Source organism: Aeoliella fuhlenseeensis (assembly GCF_052161615.1).
Lineage (GTDB): Bacteria > Planctomycetota > Planctomycetia > Pirellulales > Lacipirellulaceae > Aeoliella.
The window spans coordinates 3,780,595-3,799,756 of the sequence record NZ_CP197417.1; the positions used below are offsets into that span (position 1 = coordinate 3,780,595).

Genomic DNA, 19,162 nt, shown 5'->3' on the forward strand with positions numbered 1-19,162 from the left:
GCTCCCGCCTCGAAATTTGTCATCACGCTCCACCAGGATTCATTGTACTCCAGCTCGCCATCCGCGGCTCCCTGCGCATACCCGCGCAACCGTCACAACCGATACCAGGACGAGCAGGGACGATGGCTCTGGGACCTGGGCGAGTTCCCGGAAAGCCGCTTCGCCGTGGCTAGCGATGTAGAGCGCTTTGAATCGAACGAAATCAGCGAAGTCGTTGACGCCATCCCCGTTGATGTCGCCACGGCCGTAAGCCTCGGGCAGGGATAGACCGCTGAAGTCGGTGTAGGCGAAGTTGGCGAGGATGCCAAAATCGGCCCGCGTGAGAATGCCATCGAAGTCGAAGTCGCCTTCGATGAGCGGATCGCCAACATACGTGACGATGGCGGTGGAGATCGAGCCATCGGCCAGTTCCACGGCCACGCGGAGATCTTCGTGAGGTGTCGGTATCCAACCTCCGTTGGTTGAAAGCGCGAGTGTAGAGCCACTGTCGAGGGTGCCCATCCCCCCTGTCGTTTCTTCGATGAAGAGCGAGGCGGATGTCGTGCTCACCTGCCACGCATCGCCGGAGACCTGCATGTTGCCATTCGCGTCGTAATTGCCAGAGATGGTGGTCAGCGTGCTCGTCCCCACGGCACCAATCGCGGACCGAATCGCCAGCTTGGAGATGGAAACATCACTCGAGTTGTTGTTGGCTAGAGTGATGACTCCCGTCTGGCGATCCACTACCACGTCTAAGGGATTGTTCGCAATGCGGAATACCTCGCCTTCGCCGAGCGGTGGAAAGAACGCGTTGCCGAATTTAACAATGTACAAGTTGCCAACGTTATCCTCGCCGAACGAAGTGACCCACGTGATCGTCGAGCCTCCGGGCACCATGTTTTCGTAGTCGACGTCGTGCCTATGGACATCGGTAAAATTTTGCCCGTTGTAATTGGCGACGGGCGTATCGCGATCAAACACGCCCGAGTGAACTCGCCCCGCGGTGAAGTCGGCGAAGTAGTAACGCCCTTGCAGTTCTTCCACCGGGCCGCGGTAGACATAACCGCCGGTGATCGAACCACCGTACAAGTCGGACGCGTGGCCGAGCGGAACCCCTGCATTGCGTGCGTACTCGTAGATGGGGTCGATATCACCAGGCTCCTTGGGGCCGCCGGCGTTCGGGTTGCTCGACACGGTCTGGATGGTTCCCTCGCGATCGGTCCACCCAAAGTGTAGCGGCGCGGACGCGTTGCTGAAGTGGCTCGCGGGAATGAAGTTCACCTCTTCCACCGCATTGAAGCCGACGTCGCCGATAAACATGTCGCCCGTCTGGCGATCGAACGTCGCGCGATAGGGGTTGCGAAGTCCCCGAGCCACCACGTCCACACCAGCATCCGTTGGGCCGTTTGCTGGCGTCGCGAACGGTTCGTCGAGGTCGATGCGAAGAAGCTTGCCGTAAGGTGAATCGAGACTTTCAATCAGCGCTGGATTGAACGTTCCTTGATTGGCCTGCGTGCCGCCATCGCCGGTGACGACGAACAGCTCGTTGTTGTTGCCGCCGGGGCGGAACATCGAGACGTTCATCGTGTGGAAGACATTGCTGAGGTTTTGATACTCCAAGAGTCGCCGCTGAAGTACCGGCTCGCCCGCAGTGACTTGCCACTCGTCGAGGCCATTGGTGCCTGCAGAGTTCGACACGGTGTAGAACTTGCCGTTCGTGGCGTACTCGGGGTGGAACGTCACGGACAACAGGCCACCATCGTTGACGACGGTACCCTCGACATCGAGAAACGTCTGCCGCTCGCCGGTCAGCTGGTCGTAGGAAACGATGCGTCCGACCTCGGAACCCGAACTCGCCCGTTCCACGACGTAGAGCGTGTTATTGTCACCCGGCGCTTGGGCCATGTGAATCGGCTGATTAAGCCCATCGAGCACGCGCTCGACGGTGAACTCGGCAGCCGCATCCGTTCCTACTAGACAGCAAACCCCAACCCATAGAATCGCATCCACGCGCAACCATTGCATACCGCACTCCCGAGTAGTTTTTCAACGATGCGCCCACCGTGAACCACTGCGGCCCGTACACAGAAAGTTGTTAGAAGTCGAAGTCGAGGGTGGTGGAGCCGGAGGTAACTTCGACGATCTGACCGTTCTTGGGGTGGTCGAGGGGGATCAACTGGGTTATGGGTTGCTTCGGCGCCGCCATCGCTTCTTCTCGCGTTGCGTATATCGGGCCATCGGGGCTAGACACGATCGTTACTTTCTTCTTTCCCGGGGTCATTCCGTTGATGGTGTATTGCCCATTGAGAACCTCGGTTCCGAAAGTTTGGCCGGGCCCCTCGGCGGGTGCAAAACCTATGTGCCCATTCGGGAGAGGGCTCCCACCTGCTTTCACGGTACCGCTCACGGAAACACTGTCGTTGCAACCAACAAAGCAAAGAATGCTCAGTAAAATGGTGAATGTAGCCGGAGCACGCATACCTTAACTCCTATCGAGCGAACCGAGCGGACGAGGGTGAACTAATCCCCGTTCGCCGCGGAAGAGTGGACCTAATTGGCGTTAACAACATCCCCGTTGCCACGCGTACCCAGCGACCGCCAGTAGGCAACGTCGACGCCATCGGTCTTGAAGTCCACTGAACCATCGGACATCGCGACGTTTACGCCCCCTGGATGGTGGCTGCGAGCCGCGACGTGGGTATTTGCACCGCCTTGTCCTTCCTGCGGATGGTCGGCCCCCTTAATGCATGGGGCGGTGTCAGGGTACTGGGAGTCTCCTCGCTGCCTTGGACAGTCGCCAAACACCTGATCAGGAGCGGCCGCTTCGTTAGGGCCGTACAAGGTCGCGAACAATCCACCGCCCATATTCCCGTAAATGAGCGAGCCCATCACCCCACCCCAGTCGACGACTTCGGTCGCACTCAATCCTTCCGACAGTAGAATCGTCGCCGACGTTCCATCGGAAATCTCGCCCAGCCGCACCCGCTTTGGCTTCCAGTACTTATTCGAGGCATCTACAACTTTACCCGTGCTCGTTAGTGCGCGACTCTTTACTTCAAAACACCCCGGACCAAATACTGCCTTATTCGGTTCACGGCGGAAAAGTTCCAATGTCGCAGCGGTGTCGCCGTAGATATTATTCTCGCTGCCGACGCTCGCACGGTAATTTCCACGCCACAATCCCCATTGCGTCGATCCCATTTCGTTTTGGACGGGCGTCGTATCGCTCGGGCAATAGTAAGGTGGGATTTGGGTGTGGCGTGCCGAACGCTTCTGAGCATGATCTCCAGCTGGCGTCCACCCACCCTTGTCGATTCCACCCACCGGCCCGGGCGCCGAGATGTCGACGAAGTTGTCGTACACCGCCTGCTGCTCGATATAGGGCAGTATCTCTTGCACCCAGGTGAAAGAGTCCCATTGGTCGACCTTGCGCGCATAGGGCAGCGCCTTGTGGGTCGATTCGAAGTTCAGGCACGCGAGTGCCAAGTTCTTTTGATTATTTACACACGCTGACCGCCGGGCCGCCTCGCGCGCGGCCTGCACGGCCGGCAGCAATAGCGCCACCAGTATGCCGATGATGGCGATTACCACCAGTAACTCGACTAGGGTAAATGCTTTTGTTTTGTTTCGATCGCGTCGGGCAGACAGCGTCATGGGAATACCTCGCAGTACGGAAGAGTAACGCGGATCGTCCTGGGTTCATGGAGAACCTTGATCCGTGGGGCAGCAAAGTTAACAACTGAATTATTCTCGCCTTTGCCAACCGAGGCAAAAACGACACACCGCGGTGGTGACGCTGCCCGTCGTCACCACCGCAGGTGTTGTGCTCGAATCTACTTGCGTAGACGCGAGCGGAATCGCACGCCGGCTATAACGCCAGCGGTTATCAGCAATAAGGACACGGTAGCAGGTTCGGGTACCTGAGCGGTCTGAAGTGCACCAGCAAAGGTAACAGTCCCTTCGAGCACTTGGCCATTCACCGAATAGAGGAACGTGATGTTGTCTCCATTGGTTCCAACGAATGGAGTGCCGAGAGCCCAAGAAGTACCACCTTCCAGTGTGGAACCTTCTTCATCAAGGAAGTACTCAATTAGCTGAGTTGCACCGGAGCCACCGACTTCCGACCAGCCCAGCCCGGTGCCACCACCGCCTGTGCTGCCGAAGTTGGCTTTCCACAAATCGTAGTAAGTCGCATCGACCGTGGTACCGAGAGCACCATTGTTGGGCAGCCCGGCGGTGGAGCCGAGGTTATCCCGCCAGACGGTGTAGTCGGCTAGGTTGGTCACTCCGTCGTCGTTGAAGTCGCCATCGGCAGCACCACCGGCATCCACACCCTGCTCGTCCAGGCTATTCCAGTTAGCGGTGTTGAACGAGTTGCTACCGCTACGGATCTGGTACGAATCGATGGTGAAGTCGGTCGAGGCATTCGGGTTGTTAATAGACACCTGTCCCGCCGGACCGATTGTGACGTTCAGGGGCTGGGCAAGATTGCCGGTGTCGACCAGCGATTCGACGTCGTACGCCGAGATGGCATGGTCGTAGATTCGCATGAAGTCCACCGACCCATTGAAGTCCTGATCGCCCCAGCCCACTGCAGAACCGATGAAGAACTGGGCAATTGTGACGTCAGCCAGAGTCTTATTGCCGATGCTGACCGTGTTCGTCTCAATAGTTCCCGAACCATCCGCGGCGGCAGCGTGAAAAGTCATCTGCTGGGCAGCTCCATTCCACACGCCGACCATGTACGACTCGACTCCCGCGCCGATCGCACCTCCAATCGTGCTAACATTCTCCCCGCTCAGTGCACGGATGGTGGAACCTTTGGTCCCGCCGCCACGCTGAGGGGTTAGGTCAATGTAGTCGTGGGTGGGGCTACCGTTGACGGTTTCGCCAGGATCGCCAGCCATGAACACCTTCGCCCAGTCCTGAGCACCAGTGACGCTGAACTTCATCACGACGCTTAGTGTTTCGGCGCTGTTGATGGTAGTAGCGAGTTCGGTGAGGGAAGCACCCAGCGCCGACGCGTTATTCGTCCGAGGGGCACCACCGGGCAAAACCAAACGGCCCCCGGCAATGGACGCGGTGCCATTCAGCGTGAGGTCGGCGTTGCCCACGGAGTCGATGGCCGTAGGCCCGTCGAACTCATAGGCATGCACCAGCACCGCGTGTGCCGGCACAGAACTAAAAGCGACCAGTGCACCGGTAAGTGCAGCCACACCGAGGCTTCTCACCGTTGGTCGCAACCGTGTTGAGCAGAGTTTAGCGTACATAGTCTCGTAATTCTCGCTATTGGATGATAAGTCGATCTATTGAAGTAGTCGTTTCCCAAGCACCGCCGTAGAGCTAGCGAACTACGAGGTACGGCGACGAAGCACCATTACTCCCGCCATCACGCTGGCGAACATCACCAACGTGCTGGGCTCGGGGACGGCGATGTTTCCGCCGGCCATGATGGCCTCCAAAGCTCCTGCTCCGTTAAGAGCATTGAACTGCTGTTTGAACAGGAAGAAATCAGCGAAGTCGTTGTCGTTATCACCGTCCAAGTCGCCCCGAAGTGCCTGCTGCACCTCCGACAGAGATGAGATATTGGTAAACGCGTGGCTGGCGAACACCAGGAAGTCGCCTTCGTCCACGGAGCCATCCGTGTTGAGATCTAAGGCCGAAAGGGCCTGGCCGCCATTGCCGGTGTAATTGACGGTAATGGCGGTCATCGTGCCATCGCTCAACTCAACAAACGCCCGCACGTCTTCGAACTTCGAAGGGGTGATCGCGGTTCCCAAAGCAACGCTATTGCCAACCGCGATCGTGCCACCCGAATTGATGCCGTTTTCGGCGAGTTCGTTGATGGTGGTGGTCGCAGCGGGTGGATCAATCGCCGTGAAGCCGGCGGGGTTGAGCGATCCGATGTCCGAAGTAATCGAGTAGTTAACGACGGTTAACGGGCTGACGTTATTACCCGGGTTCTGCAGCGAAACCACGCCCGTGATACGGTCGATGTTCAGAACCGGTACGGCCAACGGGTCTGCTCCCTCAATGAAGTTAGCAGTCACTTGCGCAGGAGTGAGGGCGTTGTTGTAAAGGCGAATCTCATTGTAGAGGCCGTCAAACAGAGGATCGTTGAACTGAGCGCGGCCAAACCACGCGTTGTTGTCGATCAACTCGCCGACCAAGCCAGTCTGAGTACCGCCAGTGACATCAAACGAGGTGGGAACGTCGCGAGTACCGACTAGATTGCCGTTGAGGTAGAGCTTCGTAGTGCCGTTGGCGCCCGCGGTCGTATCGTTCTGATCCAGGGTGAACACCACGTGATGCTCAACACCCGTCGAAAGAGGGCCCAGTTGCGGCTCTGCATCGGCCGGTGCCCACAGTTCGGGATCGCCTGGTGCGTTGCTGCGAACCGACGCGCCGAAGACGTTGTTGACGCCACCGACATTGCGGCCGGATTGAGCCACACCAATCATGTAGTTCTTGCCACCGCCACCGTTGGAGATGTTCTCGCCACCGCCGCTGGTGCCGATGTCCCAGAGTCGAGCCCAGTTATGATTCTGCGACACGGTTACCCACATTTCGATCGAGATGGCTCTAGTCGGATTTCCACCGTTGTAGGCCATGTCGCTGATCGCAAAGTTCTGCAGGTCCAAATAGACACCTGGAGCTGTCGTGCCGCGGCCTGGAGCATCAGATCCCCAATCGCCCGCGGTGTTGTGGTTGGCACTTAAGTCGGCCTTGCCACCGGTGATAGCGCCGATGCCTGTTGGATCAACGTAGGTGAGCGTAGGATTTAGCCCTAACGCGTCATCGGTCTTCTCGTCGTTGAAGACGGTGGTTCCATTGACCGTGCTGCTGTTGAAGTTCCACTTCGAAACAAGCTCCGCCTGGGCTACGCCCATGGAGCAAACAACCACCGCAGCGGTCGTCCATTGCATAAGTTGTCGACGCATAGTAACTCTCCACCTTGTTATGAGTCTCATCACCGCGCTTTCCTTAAGAAAAGTCTTTACGCCCTATTGATTCATTCGCTTAACACGAGCACCGGATCGATCATCACCACTTCGTCGTGGTCCACCTGCATGTCGCTATCGGTGACCACCACGGTGACGATTCGGCTATGGGTACCCAGTTCCAGCTCGACGAGCTGATCGCCGTCTTGCCAGTGGATTGCTGGCACCACGCAGCGTTCCACGCCATCCACGTACACCCGAAAATCGGCGACACTTCCATGGCTACCGTTGCCATTGGTGCGCTCGCCATGAGTCGAATCGAGATTGGCCACTAAGCAGCGGAACTTCTGCACCGCTCGGCCTTCCACCGCTTGGATCGAATGAGCCTCGAACGATATACCAACGTTCGAATGCAATCCCACGATGCCCAATTGGCACTCCGCGAGTCGCTGGCACACATTGCGTGTAGCTCCGTTACCCCACTGTTCGTCCTCGGGATTCTCAAGCACCGCGTCGCCTGGAGCCCAGTTCGGCAGCGGACGCCGAGCCCACACCGGACCTTCGGTGCGACTGAGGTTCGCGGGAAACTCCACCGCGTTGCCATAAGAGTCAATGCGGGTCGGCATCCCTTCGCGATGTGGAATGAACAGGCCGTCAACAAACTCGTGGTAAACGGCGTAGTGGAAACCGATTTGGTCGGCCATTCGCCCGCCCCGTAGAGGCTGCTCGTCCACCTTGCCAGTCGTTGGATCAAGCGCGCCGTAAAGCCGATGCGACAAACCCGCTCCGCCAATAATGGCATCGACGAGGCTAACTTCATTGGACGCCAGCGCGCTGTTGGGCCCAGCCGGCATCGAACGCAAGAACTGTCCGTGATCCACCCTCGAGGTCCTGTCAGGGATGCCACTGGCGGACATTCGCAGGCTCATGCCCTGCGTGAGCCGGACGGGCGATGTCGCTTGAAGGGAAGCGACGGAGGACCCCACTTCCACTTCGCCATCGAATACGCAAACCTCGGTCGCCGAGGCATCGTTGACCGCCACGCCGAATTCGGTGCCCAGATCCAGTACGTCAGCACTCGGAGTCGTGAGTCGGAAGCCCACTCCCCCTTCGGCGTTCACGCGGCCAGTGATTCGACCCGACGCCAGATGGCCACTTTCTGGGCCCGTGGGAGTGAACACGGCTGGCCCATGCACAATGATCGTGGCACCCGAGAAGTAAGAGAGCCGGAGCACGCCTGATTCCACCGCGATGGGTTCGCCAACCCCAACTCGAAGACCGTAGTCAAACGGCGCCGATCGGGTTGCCCACTGCACGTCGCCGGTGGCATCCACCACGTGCGCCACGTAGTCGATCGACACTCGAGTAATCGGCGGAATGTTCGAAGGCGTGGTATGCGAGGCAAGGTCTCCCTCTCCGGAAGCTCCGTCGGGAAGCGTCGCCAACTGCTCGCCACCTCGGTTCGAAACCCACACCGCACCGACTAGCAGCAGGCAGGCGGCCGCCACCATAGTCGCGACATTCCACCACGAACGCTCTCTGCGAGCGGCGACTTCCGGCGAAGCGGGGCGGGTGTTCCGGAGAATCATCCGCGCGACTTCGTCTTTCGCGAGTTGCAACGCCAAGGACTCGCACGATTCGATGGGGCGGTCGATGGTGTGCTTGCTGGCTTCGCTAGTCTGGCGGGCCCAGCCCTTCACAGACACCGCCATGTACATCATCTGCACGTACACGCGAACCGCCTCGTCGCTCCGCTCAAGAAACACCCGAAGCTGCTCCAGTTCGGCGGGCGTGGCGATATCCTCGCACGCGTCGTGGATAAGCGAGCGCAGCGATCGCAATTCTGCATCGGTAAGTGGGGATCGATCCGCCATTAGTACCCCTCCTGGCGGATGGTGTGCTCCACGCATCGCATGAGCGACACGCGAATTCGCTTGAGCGCCTTGTAAACGGCCGACTTTGTCTTGCCACTCCAGGCGGCGAGCTCTTCGACGGTTTCATTGCCGGTGTAGCGGCGGCGGACGAGGCTCTTGTCGCCGTCGGCGAGCTTCTCCACACACCCTTTGAGAGCAGTACGCTGCGATTCGAGCAGCGGGGCCTCCTCCATTTGGGTGGTGGTCAGTCGTTCGACCAGGGCATCGTCAAAGATGAGGGTCGCCCCGACGCGCTGCTGGTGCTGCCGCAGCGATTGGTAGCGTGCAATCGTGCAAACCCAGCGAACGAACTGTTCGTCGGGTGTGTCCTCGGTGTAGGTGAAATCCCCCAGCTTCTCCCAAGCCACTAGCAAGGTGTTTTGCACGACCTCGTCGATATCCGACGTCGAGGCCATCATGGTGGCCACGAAGCCACGAAAGCGCCACTCGTGTTTCACCACAAGCTGCACAAACTGGCCCGCGGTCAGCGGATGCTTACTTGGTATAGGACTAGACATTCCATTACGGACTGACAGCAGCTCAATCCGTCTCGCCTGACGAAGAGTGGGAATGAGCCTCGCCATGCACTCCCAGGGAGCGCATGCGAAGCCCCTTATTCAGAAGGCTATACAGAGAGGTTCCAGATATTGGCCAAGAATCTGGAAAATTTCGCAAACACGTGTTGCGCTGCGGAAACTCCCCGAATGAGACGGAGCCCCCCGTCGCTTGACGCCGGCCTTCGGTGCGGAAAACCCCACCTTTCCCCATACATTGCTGCGCGAGGGGCAGCTGCATATTAGCCGAAACCCCCTACGGAACAATCACGCGAACGAGCATAGCGGCATGACGCACCCGAAACAGGGAGCGGTCGGGGTGGGATTCGAACCCACGGTACGCTTTCGCGCACGCCGGTTTTCAAGACCGGTGCCTTAAACCGCTCGGCCACCCGACCGTCGAGGTGCTTGGAGGCACCCAGTAAGTCTCGCCGGACCGCTTATTGCCCGGCCCACCTTTTATAGCCGGCGGCGGCGAAGGGCAAAAGCCGAGACGGCGAATGCGGCTAACCAGAGACACGAGGGCTCGGGGACGAGTTCGCCGCGCACGGTTAGCGAGAAGTACTGCTCGCCCGCAAACTCGTTGAAATCCACGCCAGAGAGGCTACCCGTGAACCCGCCTTCGCCGTTGCCACCCAGAAAGGCGGTGCCCGACGGAAGGCCGCCGAGGGTCTGGTTGGAGTGGAAATTATTGTCACCGTTGCCGTAAACGGCGTGGATTCGAATGATGTCCCCGTTGGTCGGACTACCGATATCGGCGAGGGCCACGGAGAATTCGAAACCAGTGGTCACCGCTAGGGCATTGGCTTGGTTTGCTGCACCGACACCACTGACAACGCCGGCGATATTCGTATTATTGAACCCGAAATGGACCGGCGAACTGAGATAGGAAGCAGTGCCAACGCCACTACCGAACACGGTGCCGCTCTGGATCCCAGTTCCGGCGCCCATCGAGGCGATTCCCGTGTCTCCGCCGCAGTCCGTAGTGCAGGCTCCCCCCTCGCGATCGACGATATCCACTTGAAACGCCCCGCCATCCCAGCGGCCAAACAGGTGGTAGTCAGCGGCAAAGCCGGCATCGAATGTCAAACCACCGAAATTCTGGCTCACGTTATTAACATCGTAACGGGGCCCATTCGAGAGAACGTTCTCGCCACCCGGCTTGGAGTCGATAAATACGCTGAGCTTGTTCAAATTTTGCTGGACATTGCCGGTCAACATGACGTACAAGCGGCCATTTTCAGTCATGGCGTAGGCCGCGTTCAGCTCGCCCCCCGGGCCAAAACCAGCGGGGTCCAGATTGTCGCCAAACTCGGTATTCACGGATTGAACCGCCCGCGCCCCACCGTACTGACCATCCTTGCTCCCGTCGACAGTGGGGGCAGCCAGCGCCGGAACCGCAAAGAAACATGCCCAAATACACGTCATTAGTCGCTTCATATGCCGCACCCTCCCAAGGTGTAGAAAAGTTAGACCGGCAGCAGTCTGGCGAAATGCAAGCGCCCGCCCCCTGCCCCCGACCACAGTTCGGATTCTAACTGGAGCGTAATTATTGGGATACGACTTTGCCTAGTTCAAAAAACGGGGCGCGAAGCCTACGATCTTTGCCGGCGGTACCCGCGGGCTAACGCGGCTTTCGTTCCAGCCTCGAAGCAGTTACAATCCGCGGTTTGCACACGAGCAGCTCCGCCCCCGCTTTGAGACGGGGTCGGCTGCAGGTAGGTATAAGGCTGGAGAGCAACTGATGGCTGGAAGCGAAAGACAACGCGAAATCCGTCGCCGGCGGAAGCGTTTAAAGAGTCTGAATCACCTGAAAACCCGCCTCGCGAAGGCTACGACCAGCGAGAAGGGCGAAATTGCCCGAAAGCTGCGCGCCATGACGCCGGGTGCCGAGCTGCTGATCCACAATTGGAAGCTCGAAGAAGTGGACCGCTAGTCTCAGCGGCCCTCTCCCTCTTTCTTATTTGCTTACTAATCGCCGCCCCGCAGGCCTTGGCGCCTGTGGGTGCGCGTTTTCCCGCGCTCTCAAGATCTCTCTAAATCTCTACTTTTCCGGTGTTTTAGGACGTCTGGGAAAGTTTTGAGCTTTTTTCTCCAGAATCTTGGACACTCTGGGCAACCCGCAGTGATTGCAACATAGGCGGAGCGCGGGCTCCCGTAGACCCGCGCCCCCTGCATCCTTGCAGGCCTTTTCGATCTCACCCACCGCCAGGCGGCGAGTGCGGGGCAATCTTTGGGAGTAAGCACTAGTGAAGAGACACACTTGGAGTTCCCTGCGCACCATCTCGTGCGCACTGGCCACCTCGGTGGCTGGATTTGCAGTTCAACCGGCGTTTTCTGCCGGAGTTTGGGTCGGCGACGTTGATAGCGCTTGGAATGATCCGGCCAACTGGGACACGGATCCCGTACTGCCGACTGGTAATCTGACAGTCAACAACACGGCGGGTCCGGGCGGCTTTCCCGTGATCAGCAGTGACTCGGCGATTACCCCCGAGGACATCTACATTGGCGATGCCGCCGTCGGCCGCCTCGATCACACGGCTGGCACGCTTAGCCAAGCCACGCTGACCGGAGACACCAATGACTGGGTGGTCGTTGGACTCAACGGCGGCACCGGCACGTACAACCTTGCGGACACTTCCGCGGTCGGCGGCACCACGACGGGCTTCGGCCAAGGTTCGGGCACGCTCAACGCCGGCAAGCTCTGGATTGGCGGGTCGCCGGTCGGCTTGGACTACTACGTCAATGGCACCGGCACCGTAAACGTCAATACTTCAGGAGCCCTCAACCTTACTGGCCAGGGTCCCTTCAACAACGATCAGCAAGCGGCTCTTCAAGTCGGGCGTGGGGCACTGAGTTCAGGCACGCTCAATATTGACAACGGCACGCTCAACAACCTCGATAGCGAGTCGTGGTTTGGCAAACTCGGCAACGCCGTGGTCAACATGTCGGGCGGCGTGCTCAATTCCGGTCGCTGGACCGTCTTCGCTCGCGATGGTGCTTCGCACGGCGAGCTAAATATGACCGGTGGTACTTTCAACGCCAACACTGTTGGCGACGGACATCTGATCTTCGCTGATCAAGGGGACACGACCGCTTCGGCGAATATCTCGGGGAATAGCACTGTTACCACTCGGGGCGAACTATGGGTCGGACAGAACGGCGATGCCACGATCATCCAATCAGGCGGCCTCGTGACGTCGGAGAACTGGGTGGCGATCGGCCGCAGTAGCGCTAGCAACAGCAGCTACACCATCAGCGGAGGTGAACTTCGTGGTGCTACGCGTACCGGCAACTTCGTGATTGCGGACAGTCCAGATACTGTGGGTGTGCTGAATGTTTCGGGCGCGGCAATCGTTTCGTCGAATGGCGAGTTCTTCGTCGGCGACGCGGGCACTGCCACCGTCAATCAAACCGGCGGTAGCGTCACTAGCAATCGCTGGTTTGCCATCGGCCGTGCGGGTCCGAACTTGGGCCAGTACAACCTCAATGGTGGTACCGTTAATGCCGTGGCCAATAGCGACGGCAATACCGTGGTCGGAGCCTTTGGCGGAAGCAAAGGCGAGTTGAACATTACCGCTGGTGATTTCAACACCAACAACAGCTTCTGGGTCGCCGAGAATGGCACTGGCGTGGTGAGCATCAGCGGCGGCGAGCTCGACATCGAAGGCTCGCTCCTCATTGCTCACGGTGGACAGGGTAACGGTACCCTCAGCATTACTGGAAGCACCGCCACCATCGACGTTGCCCAGAACTTCAACTCCAACGAATTCGGCACGGGCAAGGTGGCCTACACTGCCGACGCCAACGGCATCAGCTCGATTGTGGTTGGTGGCGACGTCAATTTGCTCAATGCCAACGACACGCTGGAGGTCAATCTCTCGGCCTACCTCGGACTTGCAGACCTTCTGCTAATCGACGGCGCAACTAGCCAAGGTGAGTTCTCGAACTTCGCCCAAGGCGCCTTCGTTGCCACCTCGGGTAGCTCGATTGATTACACCATCGACTACAGCGTGGCCGGCGATGTTTGGCTGCGAGCGAACGCGATTCCCGAGCCCGCCAGCTACCTGATTCTCGGTGGCCTGGGTTTGGCGATTGTCGCCATGCGTCGTCGCCTCGGTTAAACGACTGTGGTCTTGATCGAAGTGATTGCCGGCGGTGGCGAAAGAAACGTCACCGCCGGCGATCTTGCTGTTCACCCCGCCAGTTGCTGACACATCTGTTCGATTTGAAACATCGTACCAGTTGCTCGAAGACAGCCGCACAAAGGTGGACAGTAGACGGAGCTCGAGTCCGCGATCGCTCCTTGCCTTAAGTCGATTTTTATACCGCGGTGCGGAAGTGCTACCCGCGGGCTTAGTTTTGTACCAGGAATTTTAGTCTAGTGAGACGCAACATGAGTAGATTCCAGCTAGTTCTATCGACGGCCGTGGCCGTTGCCGCGTTGCTTTCGATCAGCGCCAAGGCGGCGTTGGTTCATCAGTACGCTTTCAGTGAGAATGGCGGACGTGTGGCCTACGATTCGGTGGGTACGGCCCATCTAACGGTTAATGGCAACGCGTCGATTTCCGGTGGCCGACTCGTTTTGCCTGGCAGCGTCGGCAACGGCGGCACCACTTCGCTTCGCACCAACAATGCCTACGCGGTCGATGGTTCGCTCACAGAGTTGGCAAGCACCATTAACGGTGCTTCACAACTGACCATCGCTGCAAAGTTCACCATGAACACGCAGTCAAATTGGTCCAAACTATTCATGGCTGGCCAGGGCAACACGCACTCGTACTTGGACCTAACTCCCCGACGCGGGGCGAACGGCAATGTCGGCAGTGTCTCGCTGAAAAACGGCAATACTGCTGAGCAAACTGCCATTGGGACCGCCGTACTCGCCACTGGCACCGAGTACTGGATGATTGGCGTTTGGGACGTGACCAACAACAGCTTGACGTCCTACCTGTCCATTGATGGCGATGCGAACTCGCTAACGGTCGGCACCGATCCGAATGGGCTGGAGGGAAGGACACTCGCTGGTATAACGATCGGCGAATTCTACCTTGGATCCGCCGTCGGATATGGCGACGCTGACCTGAACGGCTCGATCGACCTGTTTCAGATCTACGATCACGCGCTGTCGTTCGACCAGATTACGTCGGTCGTCAATACCGGACAGATTCCCGAGCCCGCCAGCTACCTAATCCTGGGTGGGCTGGGCTTGGCGATCGTCGCTATGCGTCGTCGGCTCGGCTAGGCCTTCGCGGTTAACTTGAAACGCTCACCGGCCGCAGCGATCTGATCGCCGCGGCCGGTTTTTTTTGTCTACTACGTCGCTTACTTACGAGCAAACGTAAACGCGTCGCCGTCGTAGCCGATCTCGACGGTCGCTCCTTCGGGGAATTCACCCTTTAAGAGCTCCGTGGCGAGGGGGTTTTGCAATTGCTGCTGCACCACCCGCTTGAGCGGACGTGCACCAAAAAGCGGATCGTAGCCGCGGTTCGAAATCTCTTGCCTCGCCGCATCCGTCACGACCAAGTGCAGCCCTTGGCGAGTGAGCAGCTTCTCGAGGTGCGCGATCTGCAGGTCCACGATGCGACGGATTTGATCCCGCGCTAGTGGCTCGAACACGATGATCTCGTCGATGCGGTTGAGAAACTCGGGCAAGAATCGCGCCGCGAGGGCGTCCATCACTGCCTTGTGCATCTCCTCCGCCGAACCACCTTCGGCGGCCAGCTCTTGAATCATCTGGCTGCCGACGTTCGAGGTCATCACGATGATCGTGTTGGTGAAGTCGACCGTATGTCCGTGATTGTCCGTCAAGCGTCCATCGTCTAGCACCTGCAAGAGCACGTTGAACACATCGCGGTGCGCCTTCTCGATTTCGTCGAGCAGCACGACACAGTAGGGACGACGACGAACTGCCTCTGTGAGCTTGCCACCTTCTTCGTAGCCGACGTACCCGGGAGGCGCGCCGATCAAACGGCTCACGGTGTGCTTCTCCATGAACTCGCTCATGTCGAGCCGCACCATGGCATTCTCGTCGTCGAACATCACCTGAGCCAGCGCCTTGCAAAGCTCGGTCTTGCCCACGCCCGTCGGGCCGCAGAACAGGAACGAACCAATGGGGCGATTCGGATCCTGCAAACCGCTCCGGCTGCGACGCACCGCGTTGGCCACCGCTTCGACTGCGGCGTTCTGGCCAATGACGCGTTGATGCAGACGCTCTTCGAGCACCAGCAACTTCGCCCGCTCGGTCTCCATCATGCGAGTGACGGGGATGCCAGTCCACGCACTTACCACCTCGGCGATTTCGTCGGGACCGACTTGCTGGCGGAGGAGCTTTCGTTTAGTGTCGGTTGGCTTCGCGCTCGACTCGTCCTGGCGGGCCTCGATCTCTTCGAGATGCTTCTCAAGCTTCAGCCTTGCCTGATCGAGTTCGTAGAGCTTTTGGTAGTCGCGCTCGTCCAGATACTGACCGCTCGACTGCTTCTCCTTGAGGGCCGTCGCCTGCTGATCGTAGGCCAGCTTCGCCGCTTCAAGTTGCTGACGAACGCTCGCCACATCCCCGACGCCCAGCTTCTCGGCTTCCCACTGCTCGCGGAGGCTCGCCAAAGTATGGCGTAGGGTCTCCATCTCGGTGTTGATCTCAGCGAGACGTTCTTTCGCGTGCTCTTCGGTTTCTTCAGCGAGTTGCCGGGCGGCGAGTTCGAGCTGCGTGATCCGCCGCTGAACTTCGTCGATTTCTTGTGGAACGCTTTGAAGTTCCATCGCCAAACGGCTCATCGCTTCGTCGACCAAGTCGATCGCCTTGTCGGGCAGGTGACGGTCGGCGATATAGCGATCCGATAACTCCGCCGCAGCCACTAGCGCCGAGTCCTTCACCTTCACGCCTTGATGGTGCGCTTCGTAGCGTGGCTTGAGACCACGCAAAATGGCGATGGTGTCTTCGACGCTTGGCTCGCCGACGAACACCGGCTGGAAACGTCGCTCCAGGGCGGCGTCCTTCTCGATGTATTTGCGGTACTCGTCGAGCGTCGTCGCGCCAATGCACCGCAGCTCGCCACGCGCTAGCGCTGGTTTCAGCAAGTTCGCCGCGTCGCCCGAGCCTTCGGCTGCTCCCGCGCCGATAACGGTGTGGAGTTCGTCGATGAACAGTACCACGTTACCCGCGGCGTCTTCGACTTCGCGAAGCACCGCCTTCAACCGTTCTTCGAACTCACCGCGGAACTTCGCACCAGCGACGAGCGACCCCATGTCGAGCGCCACCACGCGGCGGCCCTTGAGACTTTCAGGAACGTCGCCCTGCACGATGCGCAGCGCCAGGCCTTCGGCGATGGCCGTTTTGCCAACGCCGGGGTCACCAATCAGCACCGGATTATTCTTACGTCGACGCGAAAGCACCTGAATCACGCGGCGAATTTCCTGATCCCGACCGATCACCGGATCGAGCTTACCCTGCTGCGCGCGAGCCACTAGGTCGATGCCGTACTTTTCGAGGGCTTGGAACTTTCCTTCCGGCTCTTGATCGGTCACCCGCGCGGAACCGCGGACTTGCTGCAGCGCCGCAAGCAAGTCTTTCTCGGTGATGGCGTTGAGTTCGAGCGAGTCCTTGGCCTTGGACTTCGTCTTGGCGAGCGCGAGCAGCAAGTGCTCGGTCGAAACGAAGTCGTCCTTCATCGCCTCGGCTTCGCTCTGCGCAGCCTCAAGCACACGGTTCAAATCGGCACCAATGCCTGGAGGCGAACCGCCACTGGATTTGGGAAGGCGCGAGAGTTCCGACGTGACGATCGACTGCAACTGGCCAAGGTTCGCGTTCATCTTTGAAAGCAACGGCCGAATGATGCCATCGGTCTCGCCGAGGAGCGATGCCAAAAGGTGCATGGGCTCAATCTGCGGATTCCCCGCGTTCGCCGCAAGTTCCTGCGCCGATTGCACCGCCTGCTGCGCCTTGGTCGTGAGTTTATCGAATCGAAAAGCCATTTTCGTGAGAAGGGTTAGTAGGTGAGTAAGTTACTAGGTGAACGAGTCTAAGGGGTGGCTGTGGTCGAGTCCTGCGAGCCCACAGTTGGGACATCTGGGGGCTCGTGGAACTCGTCGCCAGCCACCCAGCATCGCAACTAATTCTTGAGGGGATTCGGCGCCACTCCTTCAAACGTCATCTTCACGGGCTTGATGGTCCCGTCGTCGTTGAATTCTAGCTTGTCGACACACGTGACGCGGTGGTCGCGGTCTTCGTTCGGAATCGGGCGGCGGTGATACACGATGTACCACTCTCCATTCGCGGGCGACTTGAGCACCGAGTGGTGCCCTGCCCCGGTGGCAACTTTTGGATCGGACTCTAATACCGTGCCAATCCGTTTGAACGGCCCGGTCGGCGAATCGCCGATGGCGTAGGCAACGTGGTAGCTTGGATCGCCCCAACCACCTTGCGACCACATGAAGTAGTACTTGCCCTCACGCTCGAACAGCACGGGCCCTTCGACGTAACCCTTTGGTGTGATCTCATGAAACAGCTTGCCATCTTCGAACGGAACAAAGCCCGTAAAGTCGTCCTTCAGCACGCCGACGTTGCAATGGCCCCAACCGCCGTAGTAGAAGTACCACTTGCCGTCACTGCCGTGGTAAACAAACTGATCGATCGGCTGCGCGCCATTATGGAATTCACCGAGTAGTGGCTTACCGAGGTAGTCCTTGAACGGACCTTCGGGCGCATCGGCCACGGCGACACCAATGCCACCGATGTGCTGAGCCGGATCAAACTTCCCACGCCCCCGCCGCTGCAAATCGTTGGCGGCAAAGAACAAGTAGTACTTGCCATCCTTCTCAACGCAACACGGAGCCCACATGGCCCGCTTTGCCCACTCGACGTCATCGCTGGTGAGCGCCCGCTCGTGCTTCGTCCACTTCGCGAGGTCGGGCGAACTGAACACGTCGAAATGAAGCTGGTCTTCGTACCGCGCGCTAGTGGTCGGATAGATCCAGTACCGATCGCCAAATACCGCAACCTCAGGGTCGGCGTACCAACCGGGGTCGATGGGGTTCTCGGCGTGGGCGTGGGAGGTCGCGAGCAGAAAGGCAATGGCAAGCGAACTAACAAACGTCGAAAGGGAAGAGTTCATGACAGGTGTTGGAATGGCGTTTTATGAAGGCCGTTTTCTTACGTGAGACGGCCGCATTCTACAGCGCTGGTGGAGTGCGTGCTTGGCCCAAAAAACATGCGGTCAGAAAATAGCGAAAAATCGCAGGGCTTGATGCTCCAATTTTGGTCCAATTCTGCCGGTAGGCTGATCGAATTTGAGAGGAATCACGTTTTGGCACAGCTTCCCAGTCAATCTCCACACCCCCGCTAGGCAGGACTAGCTCCAGATTATTGCCATTTTCGTTTGAGCAATATCCACGCATGTCGAAAAGCAGATGTTGGAGTTACATCGCTCATTAGTAGCGAATAGATACCCCAGTGAAGGCCGATCAGCATAGCGTAGGCCACGAATGCGATCCAAGGATTTGCGAGCTGGATGAATACGGCTAGGCTGGCGATGAGCGAAGTCAAAGACGCAAACGCCATCCCTCTGAAAAACGGGACGTAATCTCCCGCTCGATTTAATAATCCCCGCGCGTTGGGTGTAAGGCCACTGCGTGTTAGCAGTAGGCTTTCGATTCCAAGTTTGTCGCTGACATGCTTTCTTATCAATTTGATGTCTGCGAAGTATTCACTCGAAGCTAGGGTCACTAGACAGTAGTAGATGTATAAGCATAGCGCCGTGATCGTAAGTCCATACAGTAC

The 19,162-nt window shown here is 58.6% G+C and carries 13 protein-coding genes and 1 tRNA gene; 3 read left to right on the forward strand and 11 right to left on the reverse strand.

The genetic code is table 11. The features are described from left to right. Positions 1–39: 39 nt before the first annotated feature. The 9 genes from SH292x_RS14900 to SH292x_RS14940 form a co-directional block, all read right to left on the reverse strand. Positions 40–2,004, reverse strand: a complete 1,965-nt coding sequence (locus SH292x_RS14900) for a PQQ-dependent sugar dehydrogenase (protein ID WP_442481805.1) — start codon at positions 2,002–2,004, stop codon at positions 40–42. Positions 2,005–2,074: 70 nt separating this feature from the next. Further along, positions 2,075–2,230: a hypothetical protein gene (locus SH292x_RS14905; RefSeq protein WP_442481806.1), complete on the reverse strand. Its 156-nt coding sequence runs from the start codon at positions 2,228–2,230 to the stop codon at positions 2,075–2,077. A 299-nt stretch (positions 2,231–2,529) separates the two neighbouring features. Further along, a complete protein-coding gene (locus SH292x_RS14910) occupies positions 2,530–3,633 on the reverse strand; it encodes a DUF1559 family PulG-like putative transporter (protein ID WP_442481807.1) in 1,104 nt (367 codons plus the stop codon). A 179-nt stretch (positions 3,634–3,812) separates the two neighbouring features. Beyond that, on the reverse strand, positions 3,813–5,210 hold the full coding sequence (locus SH292x_RS14915) for a PEP-CTERM sorting domain-containing protein (RefSeq protein ID WP_442481808.1): 1,398 nt from the start codon (positions 5,208–5,210) through the stop codon (positions 3,813–3,815). 120 nt (positions 5,211–5,330) lie between these two features. Next, entirely contained in the window at positions 5,331–6,920 is a 1,590-nt protein-coding gene (locus tag SH292x_RS14920; protein WP_442481809.1) for a LamG-like jellyroll fold domain-containing protein, read from the reverse strand. A 71-nt stretch (positions 6,921–6,991) separates the two neighbouring features. Continuing rightward, positions 6,992–8,794 (reverse strand): hypothetical protein, encoded by a 1,803-nt coding sequence (locus SH292x_RS14925; RefSeq protein WP_442481810.1) that lies wholly within the window; start codon positions 8,792–8,794, stop codon positions 6,992–6,994. Beyond that, positions 8,794–9,351, reverse strand: a complete 558-nt coding sequence (locus SH292x_RS14930) for a sigma-70 family RNA polymerase sigma factor (RefSeq protein ID WP_442481811.1) — start codon at positions 9,349–9,351, stop codon at positions 8,794–8,796. Before SH292x_RS14930 ends, SH292x_RS14925 begins: the two co-directional genes overlap by 1 nt. Before the next feature lie 347 nt (positions 9,352–9,698). Further along, positions 9,699–9,785: transfer RNA gene (locus SH292x_RS14935), tRNA-Ser, on the reverse strand. Positions 9,786–9,846: 61 nt separating this feature from the next. Continuing rightward, the gene (locus SH292x_RS14940) at positions 9,847–10,815 is read right to left on the reverse strand and encodes a PEP-CTERM sorting domain-containing protein (RefSeq protein ID WP_442481812.1); all 969 of its coding nucleotides are present in this window, start codon (positions 10,813–10,815) and stop codon (positions 9,847–9,849) included. 316 nt (positions 10,816–11,131) lie between these two features. Between SH292x_RS14940 and SH292x_RS14945 the strand changes: the two genes are divergently transcribed. The 3 genes from SH292x_RS14945 (at position 11,132) to SH292x_RS14955 (ending at position 14,632) form a co-directional block, all read left to right on the forward strand. Then, entirely contained in the window at positions 11,132–11,323 is a 192-nt protein-coding gene (locus SH292x_RS14945; RefSeq protein ID WP_442481813.1) for a DUF6800 family protein, read from the forward strand. 313 nt (positions 11,324–11,636) lie between these two features. Further along, entirely contained in the window at positions 11,637–13,511 is a 1,875-nt protein-coding gene (locus tag SH292x_RS14950) for a beta strand repeat-containing protein (protein WP_442481814.1), read from the forward strand. A 272-nt stretch (positions 13,512–13,783) separates the two neighbouring features. Next, positions 13,784–14,632, forward strand: coding sequence for a LamG-like jellyroll fold domain-containing protein (locus tag SH292x_RS14955; protein ID WP_442481815.1), 849 nt, complete (start codon positions 13,784–13,786; stop codon positions 14,630–14,632). Between the two features lie 80 nt (positions 14,633–14,712). Here SH292x_RS14955 and clpB read toward each other — a convergent pair whose 3' ends face one another. Both clpB and SH292x_RS14965 read right to left on the reverse strand, forming a co-directional pair. Next, entirely contained in the window at positions 14,713–17,358 is a 2,646-nt protein-coding gene (clpB, locus tag SH292x_RS14960) for an ATP-dependent chaperone ClpB (RefSeq protein WP_442481816.1), read from the reverse strand. 137 nt (positions 17,359–17,495) lie between these two features. Then, positions 17,496–18,497 carry a glycoside hydrolase family 43 protein gene (locus tag SH292x_RS14965; protein ID WP_442481817.1) on the reverse strand — a complete coding sequence of 334 codons (1,002 nt, stop codon included), beginning with the start codon at positions 18,495–18,497 and terminating at the stop codon, positions 17,496–17,498. Positions 18,498–19,162: the final 665 nt, after the last annotated feature.